Genomic DNA, 17,902 nt, shown 5'->3' on the forward strand with positions numbered 1-17,902 from the left:
AAACAATATGAGATTATCTATAAATATAATAGGTTCGGGGTTCTCTTCTTTGGCAGCTTCATGTTATCTGGCTCAAGCTGGATATAAAGTCACCATTTTTGAAAAAAATAAAACCATTGGTGGTAGAGCAAGGCAGCTTATTAAGGAAGGTTTTACTTTTGATATTGGACCAACATGGTACTGGATGCCTGATGTATTTGAGCGCTTTTTTTCAGACTTTAATAAGTCTCCTCAAGACTATTATTCCTTAAAAAAATTAAACCCAGCTTATAGTGTCTATTTTGGAAAAGATGACTATATAACCATAGAAGATACTCTAGAAAAAATAGCTATAGCTTTTGAAAAAGAAGAAACTGGAAGTTCTAAGAAACTCAAAAAATTCATCAAACAAGCAGAAAGCAACTACGATATCGCTATTAAGGATTTGGTCTATAACCCAGGAGTTTCTCCTTTAGAATTAGTAACTCCCGTAACTATTAAAAAGTTAAATCAATTTTTTAGTAATATAAAAAGAGATGTTAGAAAAGAATTTAAGAATGAAAGACTCATTAAAATTCTTGAGTTTCCAGTTTTGTTTTTAGGAGCAAAACCAAGCGACACACCTTCTTTTTATAGTTTTATGAATTATGCTGATTTTGGCTTAGGCACATTTCATCCAAAAAAAGGAATGTATCAAGTGATTTTAGCTTTGGAAAATCTGGCAAAAGAATTAGGGGTTACCATTAAAACAGATGTACCCATAGAGAAGATTATCGTAGAAAATGGTGAATCTAAGGGTGTCATCTCTAAAGGAGAAACATATACATCAGATATTGTTGTAAGTGGCGCCGATTACCATCATACTGAAACACTTTTAGAAAAACCTTATAGACAATACTCAGAAAATTATTGGAACAGAAAAACATTTGCACCTTCTTCGCTCCTATTTTATATTGGATTTAATAAAAAACTAAAAAATGTAGATCACCATACACTATTCTTTGATGTGGACTTTGATACACATGCAGAGGCTATTTACGACCACCCTGAATGGCCAGAAAACCCATTATTTTATGCAAGTTTCCCCAGTAAAACTGATACGAATTCTGCTCCGGAAGGAAAAGAAGCCGGTATATTTTTAATTCCATTAGCTCCTGGGCTAGATGATACTCCTAAATTAAGAGAATCATATTTTAATAAAATTATGGATCGTTTTGAAAGTTTAACCTCTCAAAATGTAAAAAAACATGTTATCTTTAAAAAGAGTTTTTGTATTAATGATTTTGTTAAAGACTATAATTCATATAAAGGAAATGCATACGGGATGGCAAATACATTAACACAAACTGCTTTTTTAAGGCCTAAATTAAAAAGTAGAAAAGTAAAAAACTTGTTTTTTACTGGTCAATTAACAGTACCTGGTCCTGGAGTCCCTCCTTCATTAATATCAGGAAAATTAGTAGCAGATTTAGTAACAAAATACCATCATTAATTATGAAATTATTATTTGATACGGTCTCTTATAATTGTAGCAAGCTTGTTACAAAGACTTACAGCACATCCTTTTCATTAGCGACAAAAATGCTCGCAAAATCTATTAGAATGGATATTTATAATATCTACGGATTTGTTCGTTTTGCAGATGAGATTGTTGATTCTTTTCATGATTATAACAAAGAGCTACTCTTCAATAAGTTTTCAGATGATCTGGAACTTGCATTAAAAGATAAAATTAGTCTAAACCCTATACTCAACTCATTTCAACATACATTCCATAAATATAATTTAGATAAAAGTTTAGTAGATGCTTTTATGAAAAGTATGCGCTTAGACTTGCGCAAAACCAAATATCTTACCGAAGAAGAATACAAATCTTATATTTACGGGTCTGCCGATGTGGTGGGGCTTATGTGCTTAAAAGTTTTTGTAAAAGGAGACCGTATTAAATATGAAGCTCTTAAAGATACCGCCATGTCGCTAGGCTCAGCTTTTCAAAAAGTAAACTTTTTAAGAGATTTGAAAGCTGACTTTGATGGTTTAAACAGAACTTATTTTCCTAAAACAGATTTAAACAATTTAGATGAAGCTTCAAAACAAAACATCATAGACGATATTGAAGCTGACTTTGCTAAAGGTTTATGTGGCATTAAAAAATTACCTATTGAGGCTAAATTCGGTGTTTTTATTGCCTATAGATACTATCGTCAATTATTAAAAAAACTAAAAAGGACACCGGCTCTTCAAATAAAAAACACTCGAATACGGGTTTCTAATCCTAAAAAAATAGAACTCTTGATGCGTAGTTATGTAAAATATCAATTAAATTTAATGTAATTTTATAGTATGCATACCCTGTTTTGGATATTGATTTTTTTAGGAACCTATTGCTTTATGGAATTTATGGCCTGGTTTACCCATAAATATATAATGCATGGTTTTCTATGGTCCTTACATAAGGATCATCATAAAAAAGATCACGATAGTTGGTTTGAAAGAAACGATGCCTTCTTTATTTTTTATGCCATTGTTAGCATTGTTTTTTTTCTGCTATGGAAATACACTAGTTTTTGGGCTGGTTTACCAATTGGTTTAGGGATATTTGCTTACGGATTGTCTTATTTTATGGTGCATGATATTTTTATTCATCAACGTTTTAAATTATTTAGAAATGCTAACAATTGGTATGCTAAAGGTGTAAGACGCGCTCATAAAATGCATCATAAACATCTGGGTAAAGAAGATGGAGAATGTTTCGGAATGCTCTTTGTTCCCTTTAAATATTTCAAAAAATAACAGATGGATTATTTATATCTGTTACTAAATTTAGGGTCGGTATCTGTTCCCTTTTTATTTAGTTTCCATCCTAAATTAAAATTCTATAAACGCTGGAAATCTTTATTTATAAGTATACTAATAAGTATGCTCGTATTTATTCCCTGGGATATTATTTTTACTATAAATGGTATTTGGGGATTTAATGAAACTTATTTTTTAGGCTTCAAGCTATTTTCTTTACCTATTGAAGAATGGCTCTTTTTTATATGCATTCCTTATGCTTGTACCTTTACACACTATGCGCTGTTGCATTATTTTCCAAATCTAAAATTATCACCAGCTGTAACTAAAACAATTAGTTACTTACTTATATTGCTACTGTTAATACTTGCTATCTATAATAGCACTAAATGGTATACTTTTATAAATTTTATGTTAGCGACTATTTTAATTACCACTGTAATTAAAAAGAATCCTAATTTATTAAGTAGTTTCTATTTAACGTTTTTAGTCATTCTTATTCCTTTTTTTATAGTAAATGGTATATTAACGGGTAGTTTTATTGTAGACGAAGTCGTTTGGTATAATAATTCAGAAAATTTGAATATTAGATTATTCACCATTCCAATTGAAGATACTGTATACGCATTTACGCTTATTCTTTTGAATTTATTTATAATGAATCGTTTAGAGGCCAAAAGAAACCTTAAATAGATGACTTCTTCAACAAAACATCAATAGTCTTTCTAAGCCTAGCACTATTCCAGTTTGCAACAACAGTTTTACCAATTACATTACAATATGCCCTTGTTTATCTATTAAAATTGAAAATAATCAATTAATTCCTAATTGTAAGTTAAATAGTGAAAAGGAGATAACTTTAAAATAACAAATTTATTTCTAAGTTAACATAAATCTTATTTAAGCCGCATTTTAAAAATTTTAAAAAAACATTAACTATTTTACATGATATACTTGTTATTTTAGATAGCTTATATTTAAGCTAAAAATTATATCGATGAAACTAAAAAAATTTAAAGCTGTATTTTTTATAGTAATTGCTCAGATAGGATTCAGTTATGCACAAAGTACTTCAATAGAAAAAAACAACAGCACTGCTGAAATAGTTACTAAAGATTCTAACGTTATAAATATAGGTTTAGGAAAACCAATAGGGGAAACCCCATTTGGAGCAAAATTGTATAAAGTTGATGATATAAAAGCCGAAGAGCTTTTGTCTAATATAAAATCTGCCTTTAAAGACAAAGCACTTCTTTTAGACTTTTGGGCAACTTGGTGTGGCCCTTGCAAAACGGATATGCCGTATAGTAAAAAATTTCATCATGATCTTAAGGATAAACCAGTAGAGTTTATTTATCTATGTACCACAATATCTTCTAATATAGAACAATGGAAGGAATTAATCAATAAGTATCAACTTTCTGGCACACATTTATATGTAGAAGCTGGTATTGAACACGAACTTATGAAGAAGCTCTCAGTTAGTGGTTTTCCAAACTATGCTTTTTTTGATATAAAAGGAAATCACAAAAAAGGAGCTATAGTTAGGTTGTCTATTACAAACCTAGATCATTTAAAAAAATTAATTGAAGGATAATAAAACCACTATAAAATGATGGATTGCATTTATCTAAAGTTGTCATAATTTCTCCAACGCACCGTCTGTGTTATAAATGGCTTCATCCACTGGATAAACCCATTTATAAAATAGACTATAATTGTTTTTATTTTTAGTTGATTTTAATTGAACACAAATTATTTAATATTTGAAAATGATTTTTAACGATGAGATTTTTCTCTTTTATATGCAACAGAATCTAGTTATGGGTTATTAAACAATAATGTTAATCCTAGAGACGGATTCCCTATATTTTATTTCTGGTTTTAAAATAACTTGTTTGATCGTTTTTTCCTCTTTATTACTTAGGGCTGACATTAGATTTTTCATAGCTAGTTTGCATATTATTTCAACGGGTTGAGCAACACTGGTAATAGGAGTTGCTAAATAATCGAGATACAGATGGTCATCAAAAGTTATTAGCGAAATGTCTTGAGGAATTCTGATGTTTTCTTCTTTAAGAGCTTTTAGGCAGCCCATTGCAATAGTGTTGCTTAAAGTAAAAATGGCAGTAGGTCTAATTTTATTTTGAAGTAACATTTTAGTTTCTAAATAGCCGTTTTCTGAGCTAAACGCATCTCCAACTACTTTGAAATCATCAATACCAGCATCCTTCATTGCCTGTTTAAAGCCCTTTATTCGCATTTTATTCGGAGTAGAATCAATGACTCCTTGTATACATAAAATAGAATTATGACCATGGTTTATAAGTAAGTTTGCAGCCATAAAAGCACCTTCAAAATTATCAGTTGAAACGAAAGGGATTTCTATGCCTTCAAAATATCGGTCTAATAAAACCATAGGCAAGCCTTTTTGGTAAACTTGTTCAATATGTTCCATTTCTTTCCCACAAGGAATAATTATCAAGCCTTCAATATTGCGCGAGACAAATTGTTGCAATTCTGTTTTTTCTATTTCAACATTCTCATCGCTATCAGCTATTATAGTTGTGTATCCAAATTTCCGAACTTCAGAATTTATTTTACTTGCAATATTAGCAAAAAAGGGGTTGCTTAATGATGGTATGATTAGCCCTATGGTGTTGCTTTTACCTGATTTTAAATTGGCTGCAAAATGATTTGCGACATAATTTAATTCTAATGCTGCTGCTTCTATTATTTCTTGGGATGTTTTAGCAATTCTATATTTTTCAGACTTTCCATTCAATACACGGGAAACCGTTGTAGTCGAAAGACTGGTTTTTTTAGCTATGTCTTTGATTGTTGTTTTTTTTGACATCTACTTTATTTTGTATGAAATAACGTTTGTGCTAATATATAAATTTTTAATTAATTGTTTAAACCAATAGCAAAGTGTTTTTAAGTACCATAAATAAAGAGTATACCCTTCTTTTAAATGTAATTAAGAGTATTTAATATGTATTTCTACTAATTGTAAATATGTTAAAATATCAAAATATTTGCACAAACGTTTGTGCAAATAAATGTTTTTATATATTTTGGTCCCAAACTAAATTAAATAATACTTCTAGGACATGAAACAAAACCAAAAAAAGAATGAAATAAATCGGGTATCAGATTTATATTTAATGGATGAGGCAACTCAAAAAAAAAGATTTGGGAACGTTGCTTTAGTTGTACTTTGCTTATTTTTTATTGGCATCGGCTCTTATGCACAGAGTGGTGATGTAGCTAATGGCAAAGTAATAGATGTTAATGGGGTGCCATTACCAGGAGCAAGTATTTTGGAAAAAGGGACTAAGAATGGAGTCTCTTCTGATTTTGATGGGAATTTCAGTATTAAGCTTCAATCTGAAAATTCAATATTGTTATTTTCTTATGTAGGCTACTCTTCAAAGGAAATAATCGTAGGGAGCCAGACTAACATTGTCGTAACTTTAGAGGAAGATGCTGCTAAATTGGATGAGGTTGTTGTAATTGGATACGGTACAACTACAAGGAAAGAAGTTACGGGCTCTGTTGCTAGTGTTCGCTCAGAAGAGTTTATACAAGGAGTTATGACATCTCCACTAGGAGCTGTTCAAGGTAAAGTGGCTGGATTGTCTATTGTTAGTAGTAATGGTAGTGATCCAAACAGTGATTATACCATTAGGATAAGAGGATTAAATTCGCTATCCGGCGGAAAAGCACCTTTAATTATAGTTGATGGAGCTGTATGGAGTGGTTCATTGAAAATGATTGATCCTGAACAGATTAAAACCTTTGATATCCTGAAGGACGGCTCTGCAGCCGCTATTTATGGTACAAGAGGCACAAATGGTGTGGTGCTCATTACGTTAAAAGAGCCAGAGCAGGGAGATGTGAAGTTTGAATTTTCTTCATTTGTTTCTTATGAAGTAGTTGAAAAAAATGATCTTTGGTTCACAGCGGATGAATACAGAGACGCCACTAACACACTCATACCTGATTATACAGATCTTGACAAAGGGAGCAGCACAGATTGGTTAGATGAAGTTTCCAGAAACCCAATTAATCAGAATTACAATCTTTCTATAACAGGAGGCAAAGCAAATCTAGCATTCAGAGCAAATATAACGTATAAAAACAATGAAGGATTGTTTGAAAAAAATTACTCTAATGTAGTATCACCATCTATTTTTGTTACACAAAAGGCTTTTGGTGATCGTCTGACACTGGATTATAAATTACTTTTTTCACGCACAACGAGCTCAGATATACCTGGTGGTCTATATGGCCAAACAATAACACGAAATCCAACTGAACCCATCTACGATCCTGAAAATATTATAGGTAATGGGTACTATGATAATCTCATACAAGGTAGTAGGAATCCTGTAGCCATGGTCAATGAAAGTACCTTTGATAGAGAGGTTAATTTTATTAATGGAGTGGTAAATGCAGATTATAAGTTAATGGAAAGTTTATCCTTGAATGTTAACGGTTCTTACAACAGCTGGTTGGGAACAAATGGAAGTTATCTTACGAAATTTTATCCCTTGCTGGGCAAATCAGGTCAGGCTTCTGTGGGTTCTTGGAATACTAAAAGCTACATTCTCGAGCCAAGTATTCGTTATCGCTTCGGTTTAGGAGAGGATCATCGTTTCAATGCTATTGTAGGGTACTCCTTTAATGAATCTGTAAGCAGCAATATGAGTATTACAAATGCAAATTATGATACAGACAATTTTAGCTATAATAACATTGCAGCTGGTAATGACCTTATTGAGGGCTTAGCAAATATTTCCACTTATAAAGAATCAAACAAATTGATTTCCTTTTATGGAAGGGTTTCGTACAATTTCAAAGATAAGTATTTGGTGTCTGCTTCTGTAAGACATGAAGGAAGTTCAAGGTTTGGAGAAAATAATAAATGGGGTACTTTTCCTGCATTAAGTTTGGGTTGGAGACTGAACCAAGAAAGCTTTATGGAAGATATTGGTTTTATTAATGAACTGAAAATTAGAGCTGGTGTTGGCGTAACTGGTAATCAGAGTATACCAAACTATCAATCCATTCCCCGACTTTCCACCAGAATTGGAGATAGCAGTGGATTGTTTTATTATTTAGGAAACTGGCAAAATGTATATGTTCCAGACAATAATCCAAACCCGGATTTAAAATGGGAAACAAAGACAGAATATAATATAGGACTCGATTTTGGTTTATTCAATAGAGTTTCGGGATCTATTGACATGTACAAAAGAACAATTTCCGATTTGTTATGGTATTACAATGTGCCTGTTCCTCCAAATGTATATGATAATATATATGCAAATGTGGGTGAAATGACAAACAAGGGAATTGAAATATTGTTGAAGGGGGATATTGTAAAAACACCAAAATTTAATTGGAACAGTTCGGTTACGTGGAGTAAAAATGTGAATGAAATGGTTAAATTGTCTGATCCGTCAAGAGGGTATGAACTTGAGTTTATTAAATATACACCAGCTGCTACTAGTTGGGCGCAACTATTACGAGAAGGAGATGCAGTTGGTAATTTTTGGGTGCCCATATATGTAGGGACAGCAGAAGACGGCTCAATAATTTATGAAGATTTGGATGGTGATGGTTCCGTTGATGAGAACTCTATTGGAGATAGACGAAATGTCGGTAATGAATATCCTGATTTTGAAATGGGGTGGCAAAATAGTCTAACCTATAATAAATTCTTCTTGACATTTTCTTTCAGGGCAATGTTCGGTCAGAGTCTTATAAACTGGGATAGATTAAATAATGAAAATGTCAAGCGTCTGACAGATGGACGGAATGCCATGAAATCGATATTAGATCATCCTGAATACGTTGGGGAATACCGTTTTGATGATAGGTTCGTGGACGATGGCACATTTGTTAAGCTGGATAATATTGTATTTGGATATGACTTTAAGTTTGGTCAAAACATGTTGAAATTATATGTAAGTGGAAGAAACCTGTTGACCATTACCAATTTTAAAGGGAATGATCCTGAGCAAGTGCCTGTTGGTATCAATACTGATTATGAAAAATACGGAGGGGATAATTTAAGCTATCCATACAGCAGAACTTATTTATTAGGCTTAAAATTTAATTTTTAAAAGATATTTAATATGAAACAATCAATAAAATTTACGATTGCAATACTTGTACTTATGCTATTTAGTAATGCATGTACAAATTTGGATGAAACGTTATATTCATCAATAGATTCCAATGAATGGTATAGTACCGAAAATGAATGTGCATTAGCGATGGGTAGTGCATATGCAGGGCTAAGATATAGAGGCACAAGTCTTTGGGGATTGTACGGAACAGAAGTCGTAACAACTGATGAAGCAGTCCTCCCAGTTCACACAAACGGTTCGTCGTTAGACAATAATGGTGTATGGAGAGATCTTCATAAGCACAATTTCACTCCATATCAAGCCTCCATTAGTGCATCCTGGGAGATTTGTTTTAATACAGTAGCAAACTGCAATCAAATTATTTATCAGATAAAAAATTCTCCTGCTCAGTTTGACGGGAAGGAGGGTATGATTGCAGAATTAAGAACTTTAAGAGCTTGGGCTTTATATAAAGCGCTTGATTTATTTGGTAATATTCCAGTTAATTTAGACTTTGAGGATACCTCTTTGCCAAAACAAATTACTCGCACAGAAGCTTTCAATATTATAGAAAAAGAATTGTTAGAATCCTACCCTTTGTTACAAGAAAAACCCAGTACAGATTATTACGGAAGGTGTACTCGTCCAGTAGCTTTTGCCATATTAGCCAAAATGTATTTGAATGCAGAGAAATGGATTGGAACGCCAAAGTATAATGAAGCCATAGCTATGTGTGATAATATTGTAAATGGAGGGAATTACATTTTAGAAGGTAACTATGCAGATAATTTTATAATTGAAAACGAAGGCTCTAGAGAGGTTATATGGGCAATGCCACACGATAGAGTTATTGGTGATTTCGGTTTTCAAATGCATATGTACACTTTACATTGGGCATTATTAGAAAAATATGATCTTCAGGGAACATGGTGCTGGAATGGTATAAATATGACTGAAGCGATGTACGATTCGTTTGACCAAAATGATAAGCGTATAGAAGGTTGGGAAATCGGGCCACAGTTCTATTTCAATGGAGATCCTGTTTGGGGATATGAAGGCGGACAATTAACCTTTACAAAAACAGTAACCAATCTAGATCAATCTCCTGAAGGAGAAGGTGTACGCTGTTTTAAATGGGAAATACCTCAAGGATTAAGCGGATGGGAAACTATGGATAATGATTTTGCCCTCTTTAGGTATGCTGATATATTGTTAATGAAAGCAGAAGCCAATATGCGAGTCAATGGAGGTGTTGCATCTGAAGAAGCATTAGGTTTAGTAAATCAGGTAAGAGAGCGTGCTTATGGTAATAGTAATTTTAATTACACAACTGCTACCCTAACATTAGATGAATTATTAGCAGAAAGAGGTCGGGAGTTAGCATTTGAAGAAATCAGAAGACAAGACCTGATCCGGTTTGGCAAGTGGGGAGATGCATGGAAATTCAAACCTGCATCCGAACCTTATAAGGAGTTATTCCCAATTCCTAATAATGTGCTTAATGCCAATACAAACCTTCAACAAAATCCAGGTTATTAAATATTAAAGGTTTGTTGAAAATTGATTTAATACTGTAAAAAACGTATTAACACGATACTCTGTGAGTAGTACGCTTTTACAGTCTAAATTTCAATTTGGAAGGTTTTGATGATAATAAACAATTAGAGATGATCTGAGATAAAGATGTCATTCAGTTTTGTTTATTTTCAGGAATGTCTCTGATTATTGTAGATCATAAGCAGAAAGTAAAAAGTATTTTAGGAATAAATGTTTCTGAGAATTCACAAACTTCTTAACAGCTTATGACTCTTGTAATTTAACTCGGGACTTTATTCTGTAATCGTGATAACGAAAAAAATATAAAATGAAAAAAAATAGGCGAAATTTCATAGCTACATTGGGTGCTGGTGCCGCAGGAATGACATTAGGTTTTTCAAAGATTCCAGTAACAGAAACAGTATTAGATAATAAGAGTAATAAAAATGAAGATGATCAGTTGCTTTTAATTGGAGACAATATTGCTTTAACCAAAACCCAATACGGAAAAGTTAAAGGTTATAAGCTAAGGAATATTTATTATTTCTTGGGCATGCCCTATGGTGCCGATACTTCTGGTAAAAACAGATTTATGCCTCCTCAAAAACCCAAACCGTGGGACGATGTGTTTCAGGCAATCTGGTGGGGAGATTCAGCACCTCAAATAATGGAAAAAAAATACGCATCATTTTTTAACGGCTTTCTAAGTCACCTTAATTATGCCGATTTAAGTGAAGATTGCCTTAAATTAAATGTGTTTACACCCGGGTACAATGACGGAAAAAAGAGACCAGTGATGGTGTGGTTGCATGGAGGTGGATTTACTAACGGAAATGGCATTGAGCAAGATGAATATAACGGTGAAAATTTTTGCCGTTTTGGAGATGTTGTATTTTGTTCAATCAATCACAGGTTAGGGCCTTTAGGCTTTACTAACCTTGCATCCGCAGGTGGCAAAAAATATGCAGCTTCCGGAAATGTTGGGATGCTAGATATTGTGGCAGCCCTGGAATGGGTGAGAGATAACATAGCATACTTTGGCGGCGACCCCAATAATGTCACTATTATGGGACAATCAGGTGGAGGTGCAAAAGTTACAACCTTGACCGCTATGCCCAAAGCAAAAGGATTATTTCACAAAGCAGTGGTACTTAGTGGTGCTGGAATTAAATCGGGCGAAAAAGAATACTCGGAAAAGCTCGGACTTTATATACTTCGTGAAGCTCAACTTTCAAAGAAAGAGATTAACAAACTTCAAGATATTCCATGGCTTGATTATATACAGTTAGCCAATAATGCCTCTAAAAAACTAAGATTAAAAATAACGCAAGGTAACAGAAGAGGATTCAGCCCTGTAGTTGATGGATATTATCTACCACAGCACCCATACTCACCCGAAGCAGCACCAACTGCGGCCGATATTCCTATGCTAATATGTTCTACCATGAATGAAGCTATAATGCATGAATCAGAGTTGGACAAATTAACTATGGGCGGACTAAAAGAGAGGCTTAAATCCAATACAGGAGACAAAACAGATAAAATGGTGGATGCTTATGCAAAAATATTCCCAAATAAGTCACCTGCCGAGCTTTTGACGATCATATATAGTAATGGGTTCAGAAAACCAAGCGTTGAGTTGGCCAATATAAAATCGAAACAATCTGCACCAGTTTATATAGCTTGGTTTTGGTGGCAACCTCCACTATTTAACAACCGTTTACGTGCATTTCATTGTCTCGATATTTCTTTTTGGTTTTATAATACAGATTTGATGCTCACACATACTGGCGGAGGAGCAAGACCACGAAAACTATCAGAGAAAATGGCAAGTTCATTGGTACAGTTTATGAAAACTGGTAATCCTAACTGTGATAAATTACCAGTTTGGGAAAAATATTCGGAAAAGAACAGAGTAACAATGATTCTTGACGATATAAGCGAATTAAAAGTTGATCCAGATAGAGAAGCGCGAGAATTATTATAAATTATTTCTATATGTTAGAACTACTTCAAAAATTAAGAAAAAATAAAAAATACACAGCTCTCTATAAACGATTTTCAACAATTCTGATTTTTACTTTTTTGAGTTTAAATCTTTGTGGTGCCTGTTCCGACAGGATTGAACAGGGTAAAGATAAAACTCCAGTCACCTATTACCTAGACTCAAACAATGGAAACGATGAAAGTGATGGTTTATCTGAAGACAATGCCTGGAAATCACTAGATAGGGTGATGAAGACAGAACTAAATCCTGGCGATGAAATACAGATTAAGCGTGGCTCAGAATTCAGTGACGTATTAGTAATTAATAATTCAGGAACTGCCGAAAATCCGATCTTATTGACCAGTTATGGCAATAAAAACCTACCATCACCGGCTTTCACAAACCCCGTTTTTAAACCACAAAGCAATCAATATGGAAATTGTATTAGGTTAAAAGGAAGTTTTATTATTGTTGAAAACATGTATTTCCACCATACAGTAGCCAATTTGCCCCAAAATGCGGGAAGCTTTTTAACCATGTGGGAATTAGGTGCAATATACATCGACAAAAATGCACAAAATTGCATTGTCAGGAATAATGAACTGTACGATTGTGGTGTCGGAATTAAAAGTTATGGTCCTTATGCCAAAATTGAAAATAATTATATACATGATTGTAACCGGGTATTAAAAAAATGGGGATGGGGACCTATTGCTATATGGCTTGGTGGTGATAATCAGGAAGTAAGTTATAACAGGATTATAAATTACAGTGCAGTTAACCCAAATATCAACTGGGGGCCAGATGGTTATGGAGAGGGAGCCGATGGTGGCGCTATTGAAATCGACGATGCTCGGTATGCAAAATCAAATATTTCTATCCATCATAATTATTCTCGCGATTGTCAGGGGTTTATAGAAGTAACTTGGGCTGATATTGATCAAAACCCACTGTATCTCGATTTTTCGATCCATCATAATGTAAGTGATGACTATCAGCAGTTTATTGCTTTATGGCAGGGAGCAAACTTCAGTATAGAAAATAATACGATCATCAGAAGAAAAGTTAATGAAAATGAATGGGGTGTATTTAATATTACACAAACTAATTCTAGGAATAGGGTTCGAAACAATATTATTATTACTGAAAATAATGTGGTTGTATTTAATGTTGGTAGACAAAAAAGTGCGACGCCAAATACTATCATCGAGAATAATCTTTATTGGTCATATGCTGAGGAATTGGATATTGGTTTTGAAGGGCCAGGTGATTCACCTTTATTTTCTGATCCTATGTTTTTGAATTATGATAATGCAACTAGCAGAAAGGATTTTTTATTAAAAATAAATAGTCCAGCGATAGGTCTGGGCGCACTCTAAAATAAAAAGGAAGTTGAGGTTATATAATAAAATTAGATAAAACTAGTATGCTAAAACACTTGTCATCCATAGAGATGATCAATTACAAACAGCATGTGACCATAAAATAATAAAGTAGACAATGAAAAAAATAGTGATACTTGGAAGTTCAAACACAGATTTGATTACCAAAGTTAAAAAATTTCCCGCGCCAGGAGAAACGATTGTTGGAAAAGAATATATGGAGGCCATGGGCGGAAAAGGAGCTAATCAGGCTATGGCAGCTCATAGATTAGGAGCAAATGTACAATTTATAACTTGCATGGGAGGTGATGAAAACGGGAAGAATGCCTTAGCATATTATAAAAAGGAAGGATTGGATGTGTCATCTTCACTAATAGTCAATGAGGTAGCTTCGGGTACTGCAATAATTATGGTAGACGAGCATGGAGAAAACAGTATTATTATAACTCCTGGTGCAAACAATAAGCTCGATCCAACTTACCTTTTAAGTATTGAAAATATCATTAAAGAAGCTGATATATTGGTTCTTCAAATGGAAACACCTTATGAAACGGTTAAAAAAGCTTGCGCACTAGCTAAAAAGAATCAAACCCAAGTAATATTAAATGTTGCGCCAGCAATGCCGATAGATAACGCATTTCTGAATAATGTTGATATATTAGTGGTGAATGAAACTGAGGCCGAAACATTATCAGGAGGAAAGATTGAAAATATAGGAGAAGAGGCTGTTGTCAATATACTTTTAGACAAGGGAGTAAAAGCTGTTGTATTAACACTTGGAAAAAATGGTTGCTTTTATAAAAATAGAGAGGAGCGTATGTCTTTAGGAGCTTTTGAAGTTGATGCAGTAGACACCACAGCTGCCGGAGATACATTCTGCGGAGCTTTGGCAGCTGAAATTGCACGTGGGAATAGTTGGGAAAACTCTTTAATATTTGCTTCAGCTGCATCGGCAATTTGCATTACGAAAATGGGTGCGCAACCTTCTATTCCAAAAGAAGATGAAGTTCGTGCATTTCTAAGTAAGAATAAATTATCCATTCAAAATGAAATAAAATAAAATATAAAAGGCATAAATCATGAAAAAACCAACAATAATTGTATTGTTTTCCGGTCTGCTATTTGGAATAGGATGTGGAGAAAAAGCGAATAATAAGATATCTAGTACAATAGATATTGGACAAGAAAAAGTAATAAGTAAAGATGCTTTTAAAGACAAAATTAAAGGAGCTTGGGTTGCTCAAACCGTTGGTGTAACCTTTGGACTACCAGCCGAGTTTAAATACAATTCAACAATGATCCAAGATTACCAGAAACTAAATTGGGATGAGAACTCCCTTGAAGTGGAATATAGAGAACGTCCTGGAACTTATGATGATATTTATATGGATTTGTCGTTTATGAAAGTTATAGAAGAAGAGGGTGTAGATGCTCCTGCGCAATCGTTTGCACTTTCTTTTGCTAATGCAAATTATAAACTTTGGTTTGCCAATCAATCAGCAAGGTATAATATATTAAATGGACTGACACCACCGGAATCGGGACATTGGACAAATAATCCATGTGCTGATGATATAGATTTTCAAATTGAAGCCGATTTTGCGGGACTAATGAACCCTGGAATGGTAAACTCTGCAGTAGAGATTTGTGATAAAGTAGGACATATCATGAATTATGGAGATGGGTACTACGGGGGTGTTTTTGTTGCAAGTTTATATGCTTTAGCGCTGGTGTCTGATGATGTTAATGATATAGAAGGCATTGTAAATAAATCTATAAAGGTGATTCCATCAGAAAGTAATTTTTCAAAATGTATTAATGATGTAATCAAATGGCATAAAGAAGATCCAAATGATTGGAAATCAACCTGGCATAAAGTAAATGGTAAATGGAGTTCTGAGATTGGGTCACCATTGGGAGTATTCCAACCCTTTAATATTGATGCGAAAATAAATGCTGCGTGGGTTGTAATGGGTCTTTTGTATGGAGATGGTGATTTTACGCGAACATTTGAAATTGCAACTAGATGTGGGGACGATGCTGATTGCAATCCTGCAACAGCTGGAGGTGTTTTGGCCTCTATAGTTGGGTTTAATAAAATTCCTGATTTCTGGAAACAAGGCTTGACAAAGGTAGAAAACTTGCCTTTCATGGGAACCGATTACTCACTAATTGACGCCTATGCACTATCAGAAAAGCATGCACTTGATATGATCGTTAAAAATGGAGGAAATGTCACTAACAATGATATTACTATAAAGATTCAGCAACCTAAAACCATACCCTTGGAAGTATCGTTTGAAGGTCACTATCCAAAAGAAAAATTATATCCTGTTCAAACTAAGGATGAAATTTCTTTCGAATTCGAAGGTATTGGGTTTGCATTAGCTGGTCCATCCAATTTAAGAAATCCAGGAGGGAAAAACCATGTATTTCAAACTGAAATGTATATTGATGGGAAGCTTGTTGAAAAAATTAATTTACCTACAGAAAGAAATAAACGAAGATTTACGCCTTTCTGGAAGTATCAATTGCCAAAAGGGAAACATAAAGTATTAATTAAAATTTTAAATCCTGTTGATTTTGTATATGTTCAATTGAATCATGTTATTGTTTATGATGACAAACCATTTAAGGTGAATCTCTAAAGTATCATAAATTAATGAAGTCTAAAACAAAAAATAAACCTAGAGAATCTAGCTCTAATCCTATTTTTTATAATTGGAATTGTGCACGTCAGTTAAGAAAGGATTGTATGGTCATAAAGGATTGACAAAAAAGGTAAACCCCGATGACAAAGAGATTACATTTGATGCGCACCCGACTAGTTTTATTTGTTTAGACATTTTCTTTTATTTAAAAGATCAGGGAGCTATAGTAGCTTACATCTCAAATAAAAAATAACTAAAAATAGTATCAACCAAAATAAAGATTATGTTTATTATCGAAAATTATCAATTAGCAGTATTTCTTTGTGTAATTACAATGCTATGTTGGGGCTCTTGGGCCAATACACAAAAATTGGCATCGAAAAAATGGGGTTTTCCTCTTTTCTATTGGGACTATACCTTGGGAGTAATTTTATTATCTCTTGTGTTTGGACTAACTTTAGGGAGCAATGGAAATAGTGGGCAAGCATTTCTGCCAAACCTTGGAGATGCCTCATTAAATGCCATTTTTTACGCACTATTAGGTGGTATTATATTTAACATCGCTAATTTGTTGTTAGTGGCGGCAATTGATATTGCTGGTATGGCCATAGCTTTTCCAGTTGGGATTGGAATTGCTTTAGTGTTGGGGGTACTTGTAAATTATATAGCAGCACCAGTTGGGGATCCTATGTTATTGTTTGCTGGCGTAGGCCTTGTGGCTTTGGCAATTGTAGTAGATGCATTGGCTTATAAGAAAATATCAAGTGGAGCAGCAACCACCAAAGGAATTATGATTTCTTTGGCAGCAGGAGTATTAATGGGGTTTTTCTATAGATTCGTTGCAGCTTCCATGTCAGAAGATTTTTCAAACCCTACTACAGGCCTCTTAACTCCTTATACAGCTGTATTTGTATTCTCCATTGGGATATTTATTTCTAATTTCTTATTTAACACCTTTTTTATGTATCGTCCATTAAATGGCGAAAAAGTAACCTATAAGGACTATTTTAAAGTTGGAACACCAAAGCTACATATTATTGGAATCTTAGGTGGTGTCATTTGGTGTATTGGTTTCCTCTTAAATATGATAGCAGCGGGAGAAGCTGGTTTCGCAATTTCATATGGGTTAGGTCAGGGAGCTACAATGGTCGCTGCCATTTGGGGGATATTTATTTGGAAAGAATTTAAAAATGCGCCAAAGGGAACCAATACCTTAATAGGTTTGATGTTTTTGTTATTTATTGTTGGCTTGTCATTAATTATTATGGCTAAAAACGTATAGGGATTATTGATACCTTATAATTTATAGCATAGAAGCCAAGGAGGCTTCATTATCAAAATAGGATCATTCCAAAAAATATACCATTATTTGGTATAATAGTAAGCTTAGAAGATCTTGTAAGTTGTAATGAAAAGTATTCAGGTTAGATT

Annotated in this window: 13 protein-coding genes; 12 read left to right on the plus strand and 1 reads right to left on the minus strand. The window is 33.7% G+C overall.

Annotated features, from left to right (window positions below):
* Nucleotides 1-7: 7 nt before the first annotated feature.
* From Q4Q47_RS01250 to Q4Q47_RS01270, 5 genes are all read left to right on the plus strand, one after another.
* On the plus strand, nucleotides 8-1,471 hold the full coding sequence (locus Q4Q47_RS01250) for a phytoene desaturase family protein (RefSeq protein WP_303304838.1): 1,464 nt from the start codon (nucleotides 8-10) through the stop codon (nucleotides 1,469-1,471).
* Nucleotides 1,472-1,473: 2 nt separating this feature from the next.
* The gene (locus Q4Q47_RS01255; RefSeq protein WP_303304839.1) at nucleotides 1,474-2,313 is read left to right on the plus strand and encodes a phytoene/squalene synthase family protein; all 840 of its coding nucleotides are present in this window, start codon (nucleotides 1,474-1,476) and stop codon (nucleotides 2,311-2,313) included.
* Nucleotides 2,314-2,322: 9 nt separating this feature from the next.
* Entirely contained in the window at nucleotides 2,323-2,772 is a 450-nt protein-coding gene (locus Q4Q47_RS01260) for a sterol desaturase family protein (RefSeq protein ID WP_303304840.1), read from the plus strand.
* Between the two features lie 3 nt (nucleotides 2,773-2,775).
* The gene (locus Q4Q47_RS01265) at nucleotides 2,776-3,468 is read left to right on the plus strand and encodes a lycopene cyclase domain-containing protein (protein ID WP_303304841.1); all 693 of its coding nucleotides are present in this window, start codon (nucleotides 2,776-2,778) and stop codon (nucleotides 3,466-3,468) included.
* A gap of 304 nt (nucleotides 3,469-3,772) precedes the next feature.
* Complete coding sequence (locus Q4Q47_RS01270) at nucleotides 3,773-4,372, plus strand: TlpA family protein disulfide reductase (RefSeq protein ID WP_303304842.1); 600 nt, start codon at nucleotides 3,773-3,775, stop codon at nucleotides 4,370-4,372.
* A 234-nt stretch (nucleotides 4,373-4,606) separates the two neighbouring features.
* Here the strand turns inward: Q4Q47_RS01270 and Q4Q47_RS01275 are convergent, their stop codons facing one another.
* A complete protein-coding gene (locus Q4Q47_RS01275) occupies nucleotides 4,607-5,632 on the minus strand; it encodes a LacI family DNA-binding transcriptional regulator (RefSeq protein WP_303304843.1) in 1,026 nt (341 codons plus the stop codon).
* A 256-nt stretch (nucleotides 5,633-5,888) separates the two neighbouring features.
* Here Q4Q47_RS01275 and Q4Q47_RS01280 point away from each other — a divergent pair, with 256 nt between their 5' ends.
* The 7 genes from Q4Q47_RS01280 to Q4Q47_RS01310 all read left to right on the plus strand — a co-directional run bounded on the left by Q4Q47_RS01280 (nucleotide 5,889) and on the right by Q4Q47_RS01310 (nucleotide 17,753).
* Nucleotides 5,889-8,909, plus strand: a complete 3,021-nt coding sequence (locus tag Q4Q47_RS01280; RefSeq protein WP_303304844.1) for a SusC/RagA family TonB-linked outer membrane protein — start codon at nucleotides 5,889-5,891, stop codon at nucleotides 8,907-8,909.
* 12 nt (nucleotides 8,910-8,921) lie between these two features.
* Complete coding sequence (locus Q4Q47_RS01285) at nucleotides 8,922-10,454, plus strand: RagB/SusD family nutrient uptake outer membrane protein (RefSeq protein WP_303304845.1); 1,533 nt, start codon at nucleotides 8,922-8,924, stop codon at nucleotides 10,452-10,454.
* 325 nt (nucleotides 10,455-10,779) lie between these two features.
* Entirely contained in the window at nucleotides 10,780-12,438 is a 1,659-nt protein-coding gene (locus Q4Q47_RS01290; protein WP_303304846.1) for a carboxylesterase/lipase family protein, read from the plus strand.
* 11 nt (nucleotides 12,439-12,449) lie between these two features.
* Nucleotides 12,450-13,817 (plus strand): right-handed parallel beta-helix repeat-containing protein, encoded by a 1,368-nt coding sequence (locus Q4Q47_RS01295; protein WP_303304847.1) that lies wholly within the window; start codon nucleotides 12,450-12,452, stop codon nucleotides 13,815-13,817.
* A 121-nt stretch (nucleotides 13,818-13,938) separates the two neighbouring features.
* Nucleotides 13,939-14,880: a ribokinase gene (gene rbsK, locus Q4Q47_RS01300; RefSeq protein WP_303304848.1), complete on the plus strand. Its 942-nt coding sequence runs from the start codon at nucleotides 13,939-13,941 to the stop codon at nucleotides 14,878-14,880.
* A 19-nt stretch (nucleotides 14,881-14,899) separates the two neighbouring features.
* On the plus strand, nucleotides 14,900-16,468 hold the full coding sequence (locus Q4Q47_RS01305) for an ADP-ribosylglycohydrolase family protein (RefSeq protein WP_303304849.1): 1,569 nt from the start codon (nucleotides 14,900-14,902) through the stop codon (nucleotides 16,466-16,468).
* A 286-nt stretch (nucleotides 16,469-16,754) separates the two neighbouring features.
* On the plus strand, nucleotides 16,755-17,753 hold the full coding sequence (locus Q4Q47_RS01310; protein ID WP_303304850.1) for a GRP family sugar transporter: 999 nt from the start codon (nucleotides 16,755-16,757) through the stop codon (nucleotides 17,751-17,753).
* The last annotated feature ends 149 nt before the right edge of the window (nucleotides 17,754-17,902 follow it).

Source organism: Flavivirga spongiicola, assembly GCF_030540825.1.
Taxonomy (GTDB): Bacteria; Bacteroidota; Bacteroidia; order Flavobacteriales; family Flavobacteriaceae; genus Flavivirga; species Flavivirga spongiicola.